Below are 19,750 nucleotides of genomic sequence, written 5' to 3' on the forward strand. Positions count from 1 at the left end.
CGCCTTTCCCTGCCGGCAGCGCGCGATTAGAGTGATCTGCGACCTTGGGGATAATCGAATGGCCAGCGAAACGCGGAAGATTCTGGTTACAGGGGCAACCGGAGGCATTGGTACGGCAGTCTGCCGTCAACTCGCCCGCAGCGGTCATTCGCTCGTTCTGGCCGCGCGCAATGAGGCCAAGCTCAAGTCACTTTCCGATGAATTGGCCGGCACCCGCGATCGTCCGGTCTGGCTGCCCTTGGACATGACGAGCGACCAGTCGATTCGTCAATTCGGCGAGCAGCTGACCTCAAGACATATCGTTCTTGACGGGGTCGTTCTGATGCCGCCGCAAGCACACAGCACGAATGATCCGATGCCGGCCGGCGAGGCATGGCGCACGCTGTTCCAGAATTGCTTCATCGGGCCTTTGGAAGCCCTGAAAACGGCGATCGGCCGGATGAACCCCGATCCCGTCAACGGACGTCGGGCAAAGATCGTCATCATTTCGGGCATATCGTCTGCGCAGGTACTCGGACACTACGCCACCTCAAACGTTCTGCGCTGTGCGTGGATCGGCGAGGCGAAAACATTGGCTTTTGCGCTCGGTGCCCGCGGTATTCATGTCAACACGCTATCCCTCGGGGGCACGCTCTCACCCTGGTATCGCGAAGCCATCGAGACACGGGCCGCTGCCGCCGGCTTGACGTTCGAACAACGTCTTGCCGAGGAAACAGCAAACGTACCCTTGGGAAAATATGGAGAACCGGACGAGGTCGCCATCGCCGTCGAAGGCCTCCTGTCGCGCTTCTCCGACCATATGACCGGGCTCAACATCATGCACGACGGCGGTTTCACACGCTCGTATTGAGAGCCGCAGCAGGGATATTCTCCCGGCCCGAATCCGCCCGTAAAAATGAAATGCCCTCGCCTGCTGTCTACAGGCAAGGGCATCTCCTGATCGTTTTGGCCGCGAAAACTTAGATGTCGGCCTGCGACGTGACGATCCGCGAGACGAGGCCATAGTCCTTCGCCTCTTCGGCAGAAAGCCAGTAGTCGCGATCCGTATCCTTGGCGATCTTGTCGAGCGGCTGGCCGGTGGCCGCCGCCATGATCTTGTTCAGGCGCTCGTTCATCTTGATGATCTCGCGTGCCTGGATCTCGATGTCGGATGCCATGCCGCGCGTGCCGCCCGACGGTTGATGCAGCAGGAAGCGCGTGTTCGGCAGGCAGATGCGCCGCTCCTTCGGAGCCGCGACATAGATCAGCGCGCCGGCCGAGGCGACCCAGCCCGTGCCGATCATCCAGACCTTCGGCTTGATGAACTTGACCATGTCATGGATGGAATCGCCGGATTCGACATGGCCGCCGGGCGAATTGACATAGATGCGGATGTCTTCGTCGCTGGCTGCGGCAAGCGCCACGAGCTGCGAGCAGACCTTCTGCGCCAGTTCCTGATTGATCGGTCCATAGATGAAGATCGAACGCGACTTGAAAAGATTCGCCTCCGTTTCCTTGCCGAGCGGCAGTTCCTTCGTCTTGTCGTCCTGTTCTTCGTCGTTCATGCGAACCTCTCGGAGATGAATTCGGGTTCCTCGCACATAGTGCGACTCAATGCCTAAAACAATGTGGGAAAAACACAAGGCACCGAAGCGGTGGAGATATCCTTAAGAAGCCGCACACCGTTGCGCAAGCCTTACTGAAATGTAACCGGAAAAGGCTTTGAAAAGACAAAATCGATTCCTACCTCAACCTCACGCGGCAACGCCGCATGAGATAAACAGGAGGCAGGACATGTCACCGGAAGAACGCCAATTGCTGACCGCCCTTTTCGACCGCGTGCGCACGGCCGAAGCGACACCCCGCGACCGCGAGGCCGAAGCCTTGATCGACCAGGCGACGCGCGCGCAGCCCTCCGCCACCTACTATCTCGCGCAGGCCGTCATCGTTCAGGAAAAAGGACTGGAGGCGGCCGCCAATCACATCAAGGAACTCGAGGAACACGTCCGGCAGCTTGAAGCCGGCGCGAGCGACCACCGCCAGGCCGAACAGGGCGGCGGCTTCCTGAGCTCGATCTTCGGCAACACCCAGACGCAGCAGCCCGCTCCGGTTCCGTCCAGCCCCGCCAATCCCGGTCCCTGGGGCCAGCCCTCCCGCGCCTATGACGAACCTCGCGGTTATGACAGCGGCGCCCGCCAGATGCCGCAGCAACCGAGCGGCCCCTGGAGCCAGCAGGCCTCTGCGCCGTCGGCCGGCGGCAGCTTCCTGCGCGGCGCGCTCGGCACGGCAGCGGGCGTTGCCGGCGGCATGCTGCTTGCCAATTCGCTGAGCGGCATTTTCGGCAATCACATGTCCTCGCTCGGCTGGGGCTCGCCCTTCGGCGCCAACCCTTTCGGCAATGCCAGCGCGCCCACCGAGGAAACCGTCATCAACAACTATTTCAGCAATGACGACACCCGCCAGGCGTCCGATAACAACGACGATAATCTGCAGCAGGCCGATTACGACGATGGGGACGATTTCAGCGATGACTCGTCAGGGAATGATGTGACGGATGTGTGAGATCTAAGCGCCAAGGATGGGTGGCAATTGGTATTCGATTGCCGCACCCTCGCCCGGCCCTTCGCTTGGGCTCAGGGCGTTCGCTGCTGCAATCGATTCAGAGCAATTCCAGAAAAAGTGCGCAGCGGTTTTTCGTCCGGAATTGCGTTGAGAGAAAAGCTATCGATTGCTCGGGCTTTGCCCGACCGCAGCTCACCCACGTCCGCGATAGGTGGCGACACCTTGATCCGGCAGCCACACGCCTTCCGGCGGCTTGCCCGTCTGCCAGAAGACGTCGATCGGGATGCCGCCGCGCGGATACCAGTAGGCGCCGATCCGGAGCCATTTCGGGTCGAGCAGCTCGACGATGCGTTTGGCGATATAGATAGAGCAATCCTCATGGAAGGCGCCGTGATTGCGGAAGGAATGCAGGAAGAGCTTCAGCGACTTCGATTCCACCAGCCATTCACCCGGAATGTAATCGATGACGATATGGGCGAAATCCGGCTGGCCGGTCATCGGGCAGAGCGAGGTGAACTCCGGCGCGGTGAAGCGCACCACGTAGTCCGTGCCGGCATGGTTGGACGGCACTTTTTCGAGCACGGCCTCTTCCGGCGATTTCGCGGTTTCGGTTTGCTGGCCCAGCATCGACAGGCTGGAAACATCTGTATTCGGCATCATGCCTCCTTGACGACTTTGACGCGGATGCCATGAGCCTTTTCGCCTTCCGGCTCCACGTGAATGGCTATTTTGGCGCCCTCGTGCACTGCACTGATGGCATCCTCAAGGCGGTCGCATATATCATGCGCCTGCCGCACGGACATAGTGCCCGGCACCACCATGTGAAAATCGATGAAGGTGACGGTGCCGGCCCGCCGCGTTTTCAGGTCATGCACGCCGATCGAGCCTGCCGCATGGGTGGCGATCGCCTGCTTGATCGCCTCCTCCTCCAGGGGATCGACCGCCTGGTCCATCAGCCCGCCGATCGATTGCGAGATCACCTTCCAGCCCTGGTAGAGAATGTTGACGGCAACGAGGATGGCAAGCACCGGGTCGAAGATCGCATAGCCGGTCGCGAGCGCCAGCAGCAGGCCGGCGAGCACGCCGACGGAAGTCACCACGTCAGACATGATATGCTGGCCGTCCGCGGCAAGCGCCGCCGAGCGATGCTTGCGGCCGGTCCGGATCAAAAGCCGCGCCCAGACCGCATTGATGATGCCGGCCGCAAAATTGATCGCAAGGCCGAGCACCGGCGCGTCGAGCATACGCGGCTCGGCGAGATAGCCGATCGCCTCGTTGACGATCAGCAGCGCGGCGACGACGATCAGCACGCCCTCGGTGACGGCAGACAGATATTCCGCCTTGTGATGGCCGAAGGGATGGTCGTGATCGGCAGGCTTCTGCGCATAGCGGATGACGAAGAAGGCGATGAAGGCGGCAACGACGTTGACCGTCGATTCGAGCCCGTCCGACAGCAGCGCCACCGAGCCGGTCACCCACCAGGCCACCATCTTCAATCCCATGACGCCGAGCGACAGCGGGATGCCCCACATCGCCAGCTTCCGAACCGTAAGATCGCCGTCGTTGCTCATATCGTCCTCCTGCGGTTGCGAATGAATTGCAGGGTCCAAGCCATTGAAATGCAAAACCGCCCACGCGAATGTCGCGCAGGCGGTCCAGTTGAGGGTGATATGGGCGATGCCCGAGGATTTGTCAAAGAGGATTTGTCAAAGAGACTGACGCGTCCTTCATAGTTCCTGCCGCCCCAACTGGAAGGCAAAAGCAGCGAGCGTCGCGCGATCCGGCGTCAGCTCTGGGGAACGGGATCGGAGACAGGCTGCGGCCAGCGCAGAAGCGCGGCCTGGCCTGCCGGCGTCAGGGCGTAGACGCCTTTTTCCTGGCGCTCGAACCATCCGTAGACATTGTCGCGCAGGATCGGACCTGCCTTTGGCGTCAGCGCCTTCATATCCCGCGGGCGCACAACTCCCCGCTCGAGTGCAGCCGCGCAGAGCAGCGCCTGCTGCCGATAAGCGGTCATGATCGGCGCCCGCGAGCCGCCGCCGACGGCAGGATCGCCGCGGCGGCGCTGGTGTTCCTTGACGAGGCGGGTGCGCCTTTTCGGATTGGTGCGCGGCATCGGCGAGACCGAACTGACGATGATGCTGACCTCGCCGCCATCGGAAACGCCGAGCATGCCGATCCCGAGCCGCCGGCAGAGGTCGCGGTAGCGTTTGTCGGCTTCCCGCCCGCGCCCCTTGGCCGAAACGCGCGCCGCGATCCAGACTTCATCGCTCATCGCAGCGCGATCGACCGCCTGCAGGAGCAGTTCAAGATTGAAGGAGAGCTTGAGTTCGCACACCACCACAACAGGCGGCTCACCGTCGCTTAAACCCACGAGATCGCATCCGCCGACCTCACCCTTGACCACATAACCGGCCGCCTCCAGGAAGGCTTTGACCGGCAGGTAGAGCGACGTCTCCATCAGAAAATCGCGCCTCAGGCAGCGTTGAGATCGGCAATCTCGCCATAGCGTGCGAGCAGTCGCGGCGAGGTCATGTCCCCGGTCTCCTCGTCGACCATCACAGCATAGGCCGCAACACCGACGAAACGCTCGGCCATCGCCGAGGCGATCTTTTCCGCGCTGACGGCGTTCGAGGCCTGCCGCATTTCGCCCGGCACCAGATTGCCGCGGTTCTTGCGGTAAGGAAGAACGATGAACTTTTCAGCATTGGCCACGGCGATAATTCCCGGTTGATCGTTCCGGAAATGTTCTGATTTGCCCGATAAAGTCAACCAGGCTCCCCCATCGGAATGCCCGCCCCGCCCTTCCCGCAAGCAGGAAGGGCGAAATCGCGTTGCGCTTAGGCAGCCTTCGTCTTCACCTTGCGCGCCAGATGCGCCACGACATTCTCGATCATCCGCATGCCGGCATCGCCGCCGAGCGTCATGATCGATTCGGGATGGAACTGCACCGCGGCGATCGGCTCCTTGGCATGTTCGATGCCCATGATCGTGCCGTCCTCGCTTTCCGCCGTGATGATGAATTCGCGCGGCAGGGTCGAGGGATCGGCGAAGATCGAGTGGTAGCGGCCGACCGTCACTTCCTTGGCAAGGCCGGAGAAGACGATGCCGGGTTCCAACACGCGGATGCGCGAGGGCTTGCCGTGCATCGGCAGCGCCAGATGACGCAGTTCCCCGCCATAGGCTTCGGCGAGCGCCTGCAGGCCGAGGCAGACGCCGAAGATCGGTAGGTTGCGCGCCCGTGCCTTCTTGATCGTCGCCTTGCAGTCGAAATCCTTGGGCGTTCCAGGCCCGGGCGACAGCACGACCAGATCCGGGTTCAGCCGGTCGAAAATCTCCTCCGGCACCGGCGTGCGCACGGTCGAAACCGTTGCTCCGGTCTGGCGGAAATAATTGGCGAGCGTGTGGACGAAGCTGTCTTCATGGTCGACGAGCAGGATGCTGACGCCCTTGCCGACGCTGGCGACGTCGCGCTGGATCTTGCCGGAATTGCCGGTCTTGGCGTCTCGGATGGCGGAAAGCATGGCAGAGGCCTTCAATTCGGTTTCGGCTTCCTCTTCCTCGGGAATGGAATCGTTGAGCAGCGTTGCGCCGGCGCGCACTTCGGCGATACCGTCCTTGATGCGCACGGTGCGCAGCGTCAGGCCGGTATTCATGTCGCCATTGAAGCCGACCATGCCGATTGCCCCACCATACCATGCGCGCGGGCTCTTTTCATGGCTCTCGATGAAGCGCATCGCCCAGAGCTTCGGCGCGCCGGTGACGGTCACCGCCCAAGCATGGCTCAGGAACCCGTCGAAGGCATCCATGTCGTCGCGCAGCCGCCCTTCGATATGGTCGACCGTGTGGATGAGGCGCGAATACATCTCGATCTGCCGGCGGCCGATCACCTTGACCGAGCCCGGTTCGCACACACGGCTCTTGTCGTTGCGGTCGACGTCCGAGCACATGGTCAGCTCGGACTCGTCCTTCTTGGAATTCAGAAGCTTCAGGATCTGTTCGCTGTCGGCGATCGGATCGTCACCGCGCTTGATCGTGCCCGAGATCGGGCAGGTCTCGATACGGCGGCCGGAGACACGCACGAACATCTCGGGCGAGGCGCCGACCAGATATTCCTGATTGCCGAGATTGATGAAGAAGGAATAGGGCGACGGATTGATCGCCTTCAGCCGCTTGGAAATGTCAGAAGGCTTGCTTTCGCAGCGCTCCATGAATTTCTGCCCCGGCACCACCTCGAAGAGATCGCCCTTGCGGAAGCTCTCCTTCGCCTTGACGACGAGTTCGGCATATTCGCCCGGCCGGTGGTCGCTCTTCGGCGGAATGGCGTCCGTCTGCTTGAAGGGTTCCGGCGCGATCTGCTCGGCCTTGCCCTCGGTTGTCACGCCGCCTTTCTCGAAATCGTAGCGGTCGATCCAGGCTTTGGCGGCATAGTTATCGACGACCAGGATCTCGTCCGGCAGATAGAGCACCATATCGCGCTGGTCGGAGGGCCGCGTCAGCTTCAGATCGATCGCGTCGAACTGGAAGGCGATGTCGTAGCCGAAGGCGCCGTAGAGCCCGAGGCTCGCATCCGCCTGCGAATAAAAGAGGTCGGTCACGGCGCGCAGCACGGTGAAGACCGTCGGCATCTTCGAGCGCTCTTCCTCGGTAAACACCCGATCCGGCGCTTTGACGGAGAGATCGAGGCGGCGGGCCGAGGACGCGCCGAGCACGAGGTCGGGCACCGTCTGCAGCCGCTCGGTCACGAAGCCGAGAAGCACCTCGCCGCGTTCGTTATAGGCTTCGATCCAGACGTCGCGCCCGAAGGAGGAGATGCCGAGCGGCGGGTCGACCACGGCGGTATCCCAGCGCGTATAGCGGCCCGGATATTCGTAGTTCGACGAGAACACCGCGCCGCGGCGCTCGTCGAGCTTGTCGATATAGGAAGAGACCGCGTCGCCGTAGGGGATCGCCCGGCGCTGCCGCGTCACGGTGATGCCGCCCTTGGTCTCGTAGATTTCCGCACCATCATCCCGCAGGATCGTTACCATAATTCCACTCCGTTATCGGGGCCCGGACGACAGGCGGCGATAAAACAAAAAAGCCGCCTCGAAGTTTCGGGCGGCTCACTCGTCGTCGTCTTTGGACACGATTGGTCGAGGCCGCCTCAGCGAGCCCACCACCAAACAGCGATGTTCAAAGACTTGATCATGGGAAAAATTGTTAGCCTGAGATCAGCCGCCGCGCAAGAGGCGATTGCGCGAATGAAAAGGGCGGCCCGAAAGCCGCCCCTCCCCCAGCCTTGAAGGCATGACCGGCTCAAAAGGTCTTGGTGAGCGAGACCTTGAACGTGCGGCCCGGCTCGGAATACCATTCCCGCGGCTGCGACGCCGTCGCCGAGCTGAGATTGACGTCGCGCACGGCGAGCGCGTTGTAGTGCTCCTGGTCGAAGATGTTGTAGACACCGGCTTGAACGCGCAGGCCCGGCAGCTGTTCCGGCGTCCACCAGCCGGTCAAATCGACGATGGCATAACCAGGCGCATCGAAGGTCGTGTCGGCGGTGTTGGTGATTGGTGTATCGAGATGGTCGGTCAGCATGCCGGACGAAAGCGTCGAGGAAAGATCGAAGCCGAAAGTCTCATTGCTCCAGCCGCCGCCGACGATCGCCTTGAACGGCGCCACAGAGCGCAGGCGCTGCGTGGTCTCCTCGTTCCTGCCATAGGCATAGGCAAGCGAAGCATGCAGATTGATGCCGTTGTTGAACGTCTTTGCCGCACTGACTTCAACGCCGGAGATCGTGGCCGCAGCCACGTTCGTGTAATTGAACTCAGTAAAGCCGGTCGCGTCGACGCTCGTCACCGTCTCGATGAAGTTCTGATAACGGGTATGGAAAGCCGCGACCCTGCCGGTAAAATCGCCCGTGTCGAAATTGGCGCCGACCTCGACGCCGCGGCCGATTTCCGGTTCCAGATCAGGATTGCCGAGCTGGGCGTAGCGACCCGTGGGATTGTAGAAGCGGCTGTAAAGCTCGTCGACGGTGGGCGCACGGAAGCCGACCGCCAGCTGCATATAGAGCTCTACATCAGGCGTCAGGTCGTATGTTGCAAGGATCTTCGGCGACATGGCGGCTTCCGTCCGGTCGCGAAGATCGCCAAAACGGGTAAGGCCGGTATTGTTGGCAAAACCGCCGCCGGTCGAGGGATCGTAGTTGAACCAGTCGAAGCGGAAGCCGGGCGTCAGCGTAAAGCCGGTATTGCCGATCTCGATCTTGTCTTCGACGACAAGCCCAAGGGTCTGGCTGTCCACATTGGGAACTTCCGCCTGGTTGTTCAGCGACGGGCAAGTCGTCGACGTGGGGCACAAGGCCCAGCTATATTGGCTCCAGCTGGAGACGCCGACGTCGAGGCCGACGCGAACGGAGTGGCTGAGGCCGGAATATTCGAAGTCCTTCGTCGCCGTGCCGCTGAAGCCCCAGGTTTCGTTTTCGACCTCGTTGTTGCGGCCATAGGCAACATTGGCGGTCGTACGGCCCCCGCTGCCGGCTTCCTTCTTCAAATCCTGCCAGTAAAGCGTGGCGCGCGCACTGCTGAAGAACGCGTCGGAAGACTGCGCTTCATAATCATAATCGAGCGATACGCGGTCGCGGTCACGCTGTTCGCGACCGTCATAATTGTCGATCATGAAGTTGCGCGGGCTGGCTCCCCCCTGAAGATGGCGCAGGTCGGTTTCCAGGTCGCGGCGGAAGCGTTCCGCCGTCAAGCCGATGCGATGACCGCCTTCCAGCTCCTGGCGCAGTTTGAAGAGCAGGTTGTTCTGGTCGAAATCAGCCGGGTTCGCCTCGGTGCGAAGAGCACCGTAAACGTCATTGTTGCCCATGTTTGCCCGCTCATGGCCTTTGCGGTAGCCGCCCTGGAACAGGATCGAGGTGCCGCCGATCTTCTTGGCAGCGGCGGCCGAGCCGGAGAGGCTGCGGTCTTCGCTGTCATAGGTCGACTTGACGATCGCGCCCCAGTCACGACCCTCAGGGATCAGATCTTCCGGCTCCAGCGTATTGAGAACGATGGCGCCGCCGAGCATGCCCGAACCGCCCTTGCTCGAGTCCGCGCCGCGCACGATATCGAGCGAGGACAGCGAATCGAAATCGAACGTATCGCCGCCGCCATTGGCGTTGGCAGGCGCAAAAGCCCCCTGGCGCGAGCTGTTCGAGATGTAAGGGATCGGAATGCCGTCGATCGTCGTCAGGATGCGAGGACCGGAAAGGCCGCGCAGGTTGAAGCCCGCATCGGCGCGCGAATAGTTCACGCCTGCATCGACGCTGCGGCCGATGTCGTCGTAATTGGTGACCTGCTTCTCTTCCAGCTGCTTCTGGGTGATCTCGGTCGCGAGCGGCGTATCGGCGACACTGCCCGGCGCCACGCGCTTGCCCTTGACGACGATCTTCTGCAGCACGGTACTGTCATCGGCCGCGACTTCCGGCGTGGTGGCCGGAGCGCTTTGCGCGAAAGACTGCGAAACAGGAAGAACAGCTGCAACTGCCGTGCAGACCAATAGAACCGAGCGCCAATGCCGGACGATCATAACCTACCCTCTCATGATGATTACCGGGCTGGCTGGTCGTGGCGCGTCGAACGCTCGATGGGCTGGCTGGGCTTTGCGGATAAAGGCGAAGCAGAATTCCGCCTTCTTTTCGCCGCATAAAAAACATGACGAAGATTGTCAACATAAGCAGTCGCCTTATGTTGAATATTCTCATCAAGTTTTAGCGATCTTCTCGGACGTTGCACAATTGCAACGAAAAACGCTCTCATGCGTTGTCTCTAGCCACGAATACGAGGAACTGGACGCATTGAGAAAACTTTCGACATTGGCGATCCTTCTCGCCGCCACTGCGTTTCTTGCCGGCGCCCGCCTGCCTCCGCAAGGTCCCTTGCCCCAGCCCAGGCCCGACGCTGCTCCAGTGACCAGCCCCGACGCCCCCTCCTCGAAAGAGGCGGAACCACCCGCGCCTGAAGAAGTTCCCGCCCCTCAGCCGAAACCCGACGTGAAGGAGCCGGAGGCGCCGGCAGCGAGCCAGACGCCCGCGCCGCAGGCCGCCCCGGCAAAGCCGGAGCCGGCAGAACCGATGCAGGGTCCGCCGTTGCCGCCGGGCACCGCCGAAAGCCCGCAGACGCCCAAGCCGCCCGCCGAACAGACGCTCGAAGAGCAGCATCTGACGATCGAGCCCGAAAGCGAGGCCGAATATGCCGAATGCACCGCCGCCCTTCAGGCTCTGGGCGTCGTCTTCAAGGAAACGCCGCGCATCGACGACGGCAATGGCTGCGGCATCGACAAACCGATCATCGTTTCCGAAGCCCTGCCGGGCATTGCGCTGAAGCCGGAGGCGACGATGCGCTGTCCGGCCGCCCTGGCGCTTGCCCGCTGGATGAAGGAAAGCGTCATCCCCGCCGCCTCCGCCGCCCTGCCGGAACAGGGCCGCATCACCACAGTCAACCAGGCGACGTCCTATATGTGCCGCCTGCGCAACGGCGCCGGAACCGGCAAGATCTCCGAACATGCCCGCGGCAACGCCATCGATATTGCAAGCTTCCATTTCGAAAAAGGCGAGGAAGTCACCGTCCGCTCCCGCCGTGAGGACTCCACACTGACCGGCGCCTTCCAGCGCACCGTCAGCGCCGCCGGCTGCCTCTATTTCACCACTGTCCTCGACCCCGAAAGCGACGCTGCCCACGAGACCCATTTTCATCTCGACGTGATCGAGCGGAAGGGGGGCTATCGTTATTGTCATTGATGGTTGAAGCGCTAGAATCCCGTCATCAAGCAAGATTCGGCGAGGAACGGAGACAGCGCGACATACCCCTTCTCCCCAGCGGGGAGAAGGTGGCCCGAAGGGTCGGATGAGGGGGCCACACGCAACACCTTCAGTAATAGTCTACACAGCACAACGCTGGCAACGCCGTCTCCAGCGCCCCAAACACGCCGAAACGATACCAGCACGGTCGAAGCCCGCATGGACGTTCTTGAGACGCCGTTTTCGCGGCCCCCTCATCCGCCCTACGGGCACCTTCTCCCCGCTGGGGAGAAGAGGGAATCGAGAGGCCGCGCCCCATCCCCTCACCACGCCCAATCAGAACAACCCCTCGATATAACCCTGGTCGTTCAGGAAAATCCGCTCCGCCGAGGGTGTTTTCGGCAGGCCGGGCATCGTCATGATTTCGCCGGTAATGGCGACGACGAAGCCGGCGCCCGCCGAAAGCCGCACCTCCCGCACCGAGACGATATGGCCCTCCGGCGCGCCGCGCAGGTTCGGGTCGGTGGAGAAGGAATATTGCGTCTTCGCCATGCAGACCGGCAGCTTGCCGTAACCCTGCTCTTCCCATGTCTGCAACTGGTCGCGCACCGCCTTGTCGGCCGTCACCTCGCCGGCATGGTAGATCTTCGAGGCGACGATCTCGATCTTCTCGAACAGCGAAATATCGTCGCCATAAAGCGGCTGGAATTTCGCCTGGCCGGATTCGGCGAGCTCCACCACCTTGTGCGCCAGTTCCTCGATGCCGGCCGAACCTTTCGCCCAGTGCTGGCAAAGGATCGCTTCGGCGCCGAGCCGCGAAACGAATTCCTTCACCGCCGCGATCTCGGCATCGGTATCCGAAACGAAATGATTGATCGCGACGACCACGGGCACGCCGAAGCGGCGCACATTGGCGACATGCCGGCCGAGATTGGCGCAGCCTTTCTTCAGTGCCGCGACATCCTCCGTGCCGAGATCCTCCTTCTTCACCCCGCCATTCATCTTCAGCGCCCTGACGGTCGCCACGATGACGGCCGCATCCGGCTTTAGTCCGGCTTTGCGGCATTTGATGTTGAAGAATTTCTCGGCGCCGAGATCGGCCCCGAAGCCCGCCTCCGTCACGACGTAATCGGCAAGCTTCAGCGCCGTCTTGGTCGCCGTCACCGAATTGCAGCCATGGGCGATATTGGCGAAAGGGCCGCCATGCACGAAGGCCGGATTGTTCTCCAGCGTCTGCACGAGGTTCGGCTGCATCGCATCTTTCAAAAGCACGGCCATGGCGCCGTCGGCTTTCAGGTCGCGCGCATGCACCGGCGTCCTGTCGAAGCGATAGCCGACGATGATGTCGCCGAGCCGCCGCTCCAGATCCTTGAGGTCTGTGGCAAGGCAGAGGATCGCCATCACTTCCGACGCGACGGTGATGTCGAAGCCGCCCTGGCGCGGAAAGCCGTTGGCGACGCCGCCGAGCGAGGAAACCATGCTCCTCAGCGCCCGGTCGTTCATATCCATCACCCGCCGCCAGGTGATGCGGCGGATGTCGATATTCTCTTCGTTGCCCCAGTAGATATGGTTGTCGATCATCGCCGCCAGCAGATTGTGCGCCGAGGTGATCGCATGGAAGTCGCCGGTGAAATGCAGGTTGATGTCCTCCATCGGCACGACCTGCGCATAACCGCCGCCGGCCGCGCCGCCCTTGACGCCGAAGCAGGGGCCGAGCGAAGCCTCGCGCACGCAGACGATCGCCTTCCTGCCGATCCGGTTCAGCCCGTCGCCGAGGCCGACGGTCGTCGTCGTCTTGCCCTCGCCCGCCGGCGTCGGATTGATCGCGGTGACGAGGATCAGTTTGCCGTCCTTCTTGCCCGCCTGGCCGGCGATGAACTCGGCGCTGATCTTCGCCTTGTCGTGGCCATAGGGGACGAGCTGCTCGGCCGGGATACCGAGTTTCGCGCCGATCTCGAGGATCGGCTTCTTGGCCGCGGCGCGGGCGATTTCGATATCGGATTTGATCGATGGCATGGATGCTCCCCGTCCCGGCCTGCGCGAGAGCGGAGGCGCTTTTTCTCCCTATCGGATAGCGAAATATCGGCGGGGTGTGAATAGCGCTCGCCTTGCGGCCGCCACGCTGGATGTTTATGTGCGGTCAACGGCCGCGGCATCTCAAGGTGAAGTCATGAAAGCACTGGAAATCTTCGTCGAGCGTATCATCCTGTCGAGCCGCTGGATCCTCGTCGCCTTTTATCTGGGCCTGGTGCTGGCGCTCGCCGTCTATGCCGTGTCCTTCGGCTACAAGCTTCTGAAGATCGCCGCCGGCGTCTTCATGCTCGACGAAGCCCAGATGATCCTTGCCATGCTGAGCCTGATCGATGCGGCCCTCGTCGCAAGCCTGATCGTCATGGTGATGATTTCGGGCTACGAGAATTTCGTCAGCCGCTTCGACGAGGCCGACGGCGCCGACAACGAGGTCTCCTTCCTCGGCAAGCTCGATTCAGGCAGCCTCAAGATCAAGGTCGCCTCCTCGATCGTTGCCATCTCCTCCATTCACCTGCTGCAGGTCTTCCTCAATGCCGACAAATACGAGGATGGCAAGATCATGTGGCTGACGCTGATGCACCTCGCCTTCGTCGCCTCCGCCGTCATGCTCGGCTTCCTCGAGAAGCTGATGAGTGTCACGTCGAAAAATGATCTGAAGGATAAGGACTGACGAGCCGCACGAAGACGGCTTCAGGCGGGTGGCGAGAGCACTTTCGCAGTCCGATATCAGTTCGCCAGGGCGGTAGGAGCGATTTCAGCCTTTTGATTCCTGGGGCATTGGAGACTTTCCTTCGCCTGCGGTCCACAGACATGCAAGCCGGGCTCTTCCTCATAAGGGATAACGCCGTTGATGATACCGAGCGCCATCGCTTGGGAATCAAGAAGATCGCCTCTGCCGCTGGGTGGCGTGATCATCATCGTGTCGAATGCCTCGGCACTCACGCCCATCTCTTGGAAATAGGCGAGAAATTTCTCACGCTCAGCCTTTGTTAGCTCGCTCTTCCCAGGTTGATTGAGGCCGATGGCGGAATTTCCCACGAGCCGCGGCGTTCCACCCATCAGCACAAAGCTGCAGCTCGAAAAGCAGTACGCGCCGCCGGCAAAAACCTCGCCCTCGGTCGGCCCGCTCTTGGCCATGCTCGCCTTGCAGCGCGGATCCTGCATCGGGCAATTCGGCAACCGCGTTCTGCCAACGGAGGTTTCCAGGCCTGCGGTACGGATCATGCGCCCCATCACAAAAGCCGCATCCACGTCGCCACCAAAGGACTGAAGGACGATCGGCAGCTTTCTTCCACCGAGCGTCTTCAAGATCGCTTCGAGCTGAGCCGGGGTATCCGGCGTGATGTCTCCATCAGCGGAAATCCACTGCCTGCATTCTTCCTGGCAATTGCCATCGGACATCAGCAGGAAATCCATGGGGCCGGTTTTCGGCAGGCTCTCGCTCGTCGCTCCGGACGCATTCTGGGGCGGACTGTCAAGTACCGGTGCATTAACCGAAGGCGTCCCGACGTCCCGCCGGCCGTGGCAGACGGCCTCGGCGGCTGCATCCGCCGCGCAGAGCGGCATGCCCGGCCACTCATTGTAGGACAGCATGTCGGTCATCAGGCCTATGCGCATTGCCTCTGCGGGCGGCACGATCTTGATGCTGTCGGGCGTGGCGCTCATCAGCAGATCGACCAGATCCTGATCGACGCCCATTTCCTTCAAATAGGCCGTCAGTGCGGCGCTGGCCTTTTTGCCGAGCTTCGTGGAACTGCTCTTGCCAGCTGACTTGCGCCCGACTTCCTTGCGGGAGATTTCCTTCTTCTTGCCGTTCACGATCTTGTATTCGATGCGGTAGGAGACACGCACCCGGCTATAGACCGTCGTGATCTGGTGGACGCCGATGAGAGCCCATTGCGACGCGACGCGCGACGTACCGCCGGCGAACGCCAGCGGACAGGCGGAAAAGCAGTAGGCGCCGTCCGAATAGGTGTTGCCGATCGCGGTCCCATCCTTTGCGATGGCGGCATCGCAACGCATATCGTCCGCCGGGCAGCCCTTCAGCCGCGTGCCGCCGACCGCCGTTTCGAGACCCGCCTTGCGGATCATCCGGCCCATCGCATAGGCCGCATCGACGTCACCGCCTTCGGAACGGAAAACCACCGGCGGTTTTCTGCCGCCGATCTTCTTCAGGATTTTCCTGAGCTGAGCCGGCGTATCGGCGGTTATCCGCCCCTCTGCCGATATCCACCCCGGACAGTCTTCCACGCAGAGAGGATGGTGCACGAGAATGAACCGCATCGGCGGCTGCCCCGCGGACTTCTTCTTCTCGGCAGCCAGCGAGGCGGCTCCGGTCGGCAAGGTCAGAAACAACAGAACAAGTAATAACAGCGAAAACAGATACTTCACGAAAAAAGAATTCGCACCACGCACGATTAAATCGCCTCAATTATACATGACGATACGCTTAGCAATTGCATCGATTTCCAGCAAGCCGGATTTCAACATGGCTTGCCGCCCGGCCCCTCCCTCATCTGATTCTCTTCCTGGCCGGCATGGGCAGGATCGCGGCAATCCCTTCACGGAAGAAGTCAAAGATACCACAACGCTACTTACGTAAGCGGCAGCTCAACCGAGACGGGCGCAGTTGTGACTAATTTTTCACAATTTGAATTAATCGCCTTCTGCAAAGGCAATTGGGACTAGCATCCGGCCGCGTTTCTGTATTTGATAGCGGTAACATTAGGCTGGCTGGGGGCGTTTAAATGTCTTACATGACTACCTCTGAAAGACAGTCAATGCTTTCGGCGGAACTTGCGGCGGCGCGAACGCGCGGTCTGTTTGCACAGGCGCTCGGCAGAATATCGGCAGCCTTCGGGCTCTCGAATGCGACGGTGATGCACGCCCCCTCGCCGGAAGACCTGCTCCTGAAACCCCTGCTGATCGAGAGTTCGCTTCCTGCCGGCTATGTCAGGGATTTCGACCGCACGCATATGATGCGCGGCTGCCCTTTCGGCCTGCGGCTGCGGGAGTCGGCCGCGCCGCAGGCCTGGCACCTGAACGATGCGGTCAATGGCCAGGCCTTTCCGGCCGAGCTGCGCGCCCTGATGCTGCGCCATGCCATACCGGCCGGCTTTGCCATGCCGGCCATCGCCGCCGACGGCCAGCGCCTGGTCTTCTGGTTCTGCGGCGAGCGTGCGGCCCTCAGCCAGAGCGAGGTCAACGAGCTGGCGATGATCACGCTTCACGCCCTCGATGCGTATAATGCCGTCAGGCGCAACGAAGAAAGCGCGCACAACGCGCTGTCGGCGCGCGAACTGGAGGTTGTCCGCTGGACGGCGCAGGGCAAGACCTCGATCGAGATCGGCCAGATCCTGACGCTGTCGGATCATACGGTGAACGCCTACATGACCAACGCGATCAAAAAACTCGATTGCGTCAACCGCACCCAGTTGGTAGCAAAAGCCATCCGATTGAAGCTGATCAGCTGAGGAATCAGAAGAGAGTCAGCACGTCGTCCCGTGACCTGGGGGAAAACGTGCCTCTGCGCTTCGAACAGTCTGTCATCGACAAGATTGCGCAATCCCGCGCCCATATCGGCATCACCGACGCGGAAATCGTCCAGATGCTCGCGGCCTATCGCCTTTTCGGCTTCTGGCGCATCGACATCGAAACGGGACATTTCTTCGCGAGCGAGGATGTGCACACGATCTTCGACCTCCCCTATAGCGACGGCCCGGTCAATCTCGCCGAGCTGATGTCGCGCATCCACGCGGAGGACCGCAGCCTGATCGCCGAAACCTTCGAGCAGGCGAGCCTTCACGGCACCGGCTTCCATTTCGTCTATCGCGTCGACAACCGGCTCGGCGGCTACAAGCTGGTGCGCAGCGTCGGCCGCTTCCGCGACGATGCAAGCGGCGGCGGCATCGTCGGCGTCACCTATGAATTCGTCGAGAAACTGCGCGTCGTCGGCTTCGAGGACGATGCGCGGCCCCGCTGAAACATTTTACCGGTCGAGCACAGACCGGATCTCGACGAGGTTCGAGCGCACCCTGAGAATATAGAAGCCCATGGTGGCGAGATGGCTCGGCATGATCCAGCCGTCCTCGCGCCCGTTCGAGATGATCGCCGGCTGGATGCGCAGCGCCGCCTGGAACTGCCGCGTCGTGCCGCCCCAGATCGCGCCGAGATTACGCTCCTGAACCACCTGCGAGAAATCCGCCTGCGCTGCGGTCAGGATGGCGTAATAGGCATAGAGCTGGCCGTAGGCGAACCAGAACCGGTCGTCGGCACGCGTGTCGAACCAGCCGCGATTGTGGTGTTCCGAGCGCTCGGCGAGGATGTCGGAGGTGCTGCCGAGATCGTTGGCGATGCGGTCGATGAACTGCATCAGATTGTCGGCGCGGCCGTCGAAAATGGCATTGCAGGCAGCAAGATCGGTGTTGAACTTGCGCAGGTCTCCGATTGCCGTGCGGTAGTAGGACGGCGTCGGCGTCTTCGGCCCGAAAGGATTGAGGCCGAAATACCAGCTGTATTCGTCGAATTGCAGATTGCCGCGCGCGCGCTGCAGATCGTTGTTGATGCCCGACGTGCCGCGCACGCGCCCGAGCGTATCGACGAGCTCCGCCGAGGTCCGGCGAACCGCCTGGTTGATGCCGCGCTGGAAGGAGGCCTTGTTATCGAGGAAGGGCGTATGATCCCAGTCGATGCCGAAGAAGCCCATCTTGTAGAGCAGCATGGAGGAAATCCATGCGTTCTGGTTGACGTTGAAATCGGTCAGGTCGGCCGTGACGTCGACGATGGCCGAGCGCTGGCAGGTCTTGGCGGCGCCGGCGCCGCTCCCCTCGGCAACCGGCAGCTCCTGCCCGGCGGGAACCTTGCGTTCGGAAAGCCGATATTGATCGACGAAGGCGGTGTTGAAATTCGTCCAGACCTGCGTCTGCCAGAAGAAATAGCCGTATAGCACGACGAAGAGCGCGACGAATGCGATGATCGGCAAGCGGATCATCCAGCTCCGGCGCTGATACCAGCCATGCGCGGCGAGGAAGGGCCAGAAGGCCCAGGCGAAAAAGAGGCGGGCCCAGCGGCCGACCGTCTGGCCGATCAGCCTGAAAAAACCGGCTATCCGGTCAAGCATCGTCGTCTCCTGTCAGGCGAGGCGAACACTACAGCGCCGCGCGTCTTTTTAGACGCGCTAAGGACGCCGTAGCACTTTGGGTAGGACATCGCCGCCCCGTTGCATCCACATATGCGCTCGATGGGCCGAGCACAACACGAGCCGCTCGATTTTTGCGAATGAAAGCAGCGCGGATCGCGCGCTTCACGGCTCAGGAGCGCAGGAAAGGCAGGCTGAAGCGGAAGGACCTGCGAGCCGTATCGATGAGCGGCGCTCCCGGAGTTCCCGGCGACGGCTCGGCATAAGCGGGAAACTTTCCTGCCGCTTCGAGGTCGGCGCGGCTCTTGCGCCGTTCCAGATCTTGAGCGACCAGCATGCCCTTCTCGAACAGCCGGATGGGGGATGCGATATCGGGAAAGAATTCCGGCTTGATCCTGACCTTCATGCCCGGCCGGTCGGTATCGACCTGCGCCTGATAGATGAGCAGCCGTTCCTCGACATCGATCATCAGCTTGCGCAGCAGCACGTTGCAGGCGCCGATCCGGCCGTTCAGTGAATCGACGAAGGCCTGGAACAGCGTGATGAAGCGCTCGCGCCGCTGGCTGTCGTCCCGCATCACGTGCTCTTCGGCGGAAATGCGCTCCGCCTCCGCCTTCAGCGCCCGCCGCTCCGCCTCCATCTGCTCCCAATGCGCCCGGTTGCCGTAGACGCCGATACGGCCCTGCGTCGTCAGCGCCTTGGCGTTCAGCTCCTTCATTTTCAGGCGGGCGATATCGATGGAATCGACCAGCCGGCGCCGGTGCTCGACGATCGAGACGAGGCTGTGTTCGGCGGCCTTGTGCAGTTCGATGATCGCGGCGCGCTGGCTGGCGATCAGCCTCGCGAGCGCATCCGATTTCGTCAGGAGGTCGAGCAGCCGATCGATGACAGGCGCCTCGCGCACGCGCTCGGTATACATGCGCCACATCCGCTGGCGCGACGTCCAGCCGGCCATTTTCTCGCGCAGCGTCAATCCGCGGAAACTGTCGAGATCGGCCGAAACCTCCGCCGTCATATGGTCGAGCGAAAAGACCAACTCGGCAAGCAGCGCATCGAGAGCGGCGCTATCGGCGATATGGGCCTGGAAGCGGGCATTCTGCTCGAGGAAGGCCTCGTCGGCCGAATGGGCTTCATCGCTGTTGAAGGCACGGATGCAGCCTGCGCAATAGGCTCCCTCGGCCGCGATCTTTTCGGCAAGGCCGCCTGCGGCCTCGTACTGGCTGTCGAATGGCGGGGGCTTGCGCACCTGATCTCTCCAGGGAATCTCCTGCCCG

17 protein-coding genes are annotated in these 19,750 nt (G+C 61.8%); 6 read left to right on the plus strand and 11 right to left on the minus strand.

Annotation, left to right across the window (positions count from 1 at the left end; genetic code table 11):
- Positions 1-58: 58 nt before the first annotated feature.
- Positions 59-850: an SDR family oxidoreductase gene (locus tag CO670_RS14200; protein ID WP_097590812.1), complete on the plus strand. Its 792-nt coding sequence runs from the start codon at positions 59-61 to the stop codon at positions 848-850.
- A 109-nt stretch (positions 851-959) separates the two neighbouring features.
- On the opposite strand, the gene CO670_RS14205 is transcribed toward CO670_RS14200, so the two are convergent.
- Complete coding sequence (locus CO670_RS14205) at positions 960-1,544, minus strand: ATP-dependent Clp protease proteolytic subunit (RefSeq protein WP_010029790.1); 585 nt, start codon at positions 1,542-1,544, stop codon at positions 960-962.
- 229 nt (positions 1,545-1,773) lie between these two features.
- Here CO670_RS14205 and CO670_RS14210 point away from each other — a divergent pair, with 229 nt between their 5' ends.
- Positions 1,774-2,541 (plus strand): DUF2076 domain-containing protein, encoded by a 768-nt coding sequence (locus CO670_RS14210; protein ID WP_097590813.1) that lies wholly within the window; start codon positions 1,774-1,776, stop codon positions 2,539-2,541.
- Between the two features lie 192 nt (positions 2,542-2,733).
- On the opposite strand, the gene queF is transcribed toward CO670_RS14210, so the two are convergent.
- The 6 genes from queF to CO670_RS14240 form a co-directional block, all read right to left on the minus strand.
- Entirely contained in the window at positions 2,734-3,198 is a 465-nt protein-coding gene (gene queF, locus CO670_RS14215) for a preQ(1) synthase (RefSeq protein WP_097590814.1), read from the minus strand.
- The gene (emfA, locus tag CO670_RS14220; protein ID WP_097590815.1) at positions 3,198-4,112 is read right to left on the minus strand and encodes a CDF family cation efflux transporter EmfA; all 915 of its coding nucleotides are present in this window, start codon (positions 4,110-4,112) and stop codon (positions 3,198-3,200) included. Before emfA ends, queF begins: the two co-directional genes overlap by 1 nt.
- A gap of 215 nt (positions 4,113-4,327) precedes the next feature.
- A complete protein-coding gene (locus CO670_RS14225) occupies positions 4,328-5,002 on the minus strand; it encodes a DUF2161 family putative PD-(D/E)XK-type phosphodiesterase (protein WP_097590816.1) in 675 nt (224 codons plus the stop codon).
- A 14-nt stretch (positions 5,003-5,016) separates the two neighbouring features.
- Positions 5,017-5,256, minus strand: coding sequence for a hypothetical protein (locus tag CO670_RS14230; RefSeq protein ID WP_039623416.1), 240 nt, complete (start codon positions 5,254-5,256; stop codon positions 5,017-5,019).
- A gap of 125 nt (positions 5,257-5,381) precedes the next feature.
- On the minus strand, positions 5,382-7,571 hold the full coding sequence (locus CO670_RS14235; protein WP_097590817.1) for an anthranilate synthase: 2,190 nt from the start codon (positions 7,569-7,571) through the stop codon (positions 5,382-5,384).
- Between the two features lie 268 nt (positions 7,572-7,839).
- On the minus strand, positions 7,840-10,098 hold the full coding sequence (locus CO670_RS14240; RefSeq protein WP_097590818.1) for a TonB-dependent hemoglobin/transferrin/lactoferrin family receptor: 2,259 nt from the start codon (positions 10,096-10,098) through the stop codon (positions 7,840-7,842).
- A 208-nt stretch (positions 10,099-10,306) separates the two neighbouring features.
- Here CO670_RS14240 and CO670_RS14245 point away from each other — a divergent pair, with 208 nt between their 5' ends.
- A complete protein-coding gene (locus CO670_RS14245; protein WP_245425816.1) occupies positions 10,307-11,308 on the plus strand; it encodes an extensin family protein in 1,002 nt (333 codons plus the stop codon).
- A 336-nt stretch (positions 11,309-11,644) separates the two neighbouring features.
- On the opposite strand, the gene CO670_RS14250 is transcribed toward CO670_RS14245, so the two are convergent.
- A complete protein-coding gene (locus tag CO670_RS14250) occupies positions 11,645-13,324 on the minus strand; it encodes a formate--tetrahydrofolate ligase (protein WP_097590819.1) in 1,680 nt (559 codons plus the stop codon).
- A gap of 154 nt (positions 13,325-13,478) precedes the next feature.
- Between CO670_RS14250 and CO670_RS14255 the strand changes: the two genes are divergently transcribed.
- Positions 13,479-14,009, plus strand: a complete 531-nt coding sequence (locus CO670_RS14255; RefSeq protein ID WP_088673032.1) for a TIGR00645 family protein — start codon at positions 13,479-13,481, stop codon at positions 14,007-14,009.
- Positions 14,010-14,065: 56 nt separating this feature from the next.
- On the opposite strand, the gene CO670_RS14260 is transcribed toward CO670_RS14255, so the two are convergent.
- Positions 14,066-15,754 carry a hypothetical protein gene (locus tag CO670_RS14260; RefSeq protein ID WP_097590820.1) on the minus strand — a complete coding sequence of 563 codons (1,689 nt, stop codon included), beginning with the start codon at positions 15,752-15,754 and terminating at the stop codon, positions 14,066-14,068.
- Between the two features lie 332 nt (positions 15,755-16,086).
- Between CO670_RS14260 and CO670_RS14265 the strand changes: the two genes are divergently transcribed.
- Both CO670_RS14265 and CO670_RS14270 read left to right on the plus strand, forming a co-directional pair.
- Positions 16,087-16,812 (plus strand): helix-turn-helix transcriptional regulator, encoded by a 726-nt coding sequence (locus tag CO670_RS14265; protein WP_097590821.1) that lies wholly within the window; start codon positions 16,087-16,089, stop codon positions 16,810-16,812.
- A 47-nt stretch (positions 16,813-16,859) separates the two neighbouring features.
- Positions 16,860-17,321 carry a PAS domain-containing protein gene (locus tag CO670_RS14270; protein ID WP_097590822.1) on the plus strand — a complete coding sequence of 154 codons (462 nt, stop codon included), beginning with the start codon at positions 16,860-16,862 and terminating at the stop codon, positions 17,319-17,321.
- A gap of 6 nt (positions 17,322-17,327) precedes the next feature.
- On the opposite strand, the gene CO670_RS14275 is transcribed toward CO670_RS14270, so the two are convergent.
- Together CO670_RS14275 and CO670_RS14280 are read right to left on the minus strand one after the other, a co-directional pair.
- Positions 17,328-18,458: a DUF2333 family protein gene (locus CO670_RS14275; RefSeq protein WP_097590823.1), complete on the minus strand. Its 1,131-nt coding sequence runs from the start codon at positions 18,456-18,458 to the stop codon at positions 17,328-17,330.
- Positions 18,459-18,648: 190 nt separating this feature from the next.
- On the minus strand, positions 18,649-19,722 hold the full coding sequence (locus CO670_RS14280) for a hypothetical protein (protein WP_097590824.1): 1,074 nt from the start codon (positions 19,720-19,722) through the stop codon (positions 18,649-18,651).
- Positions 19,723-19,750: the final 28 nt, after the last annotated feature.

It is taken from the genome of Rhizobium sp. J15 (assembly GCF_002531825.1).
Lineage (GTDB): Bacteria > Pseudomonadota > Alphaproteobacteria > Rhizobiales > Rhizobiaceae > Rhizobium.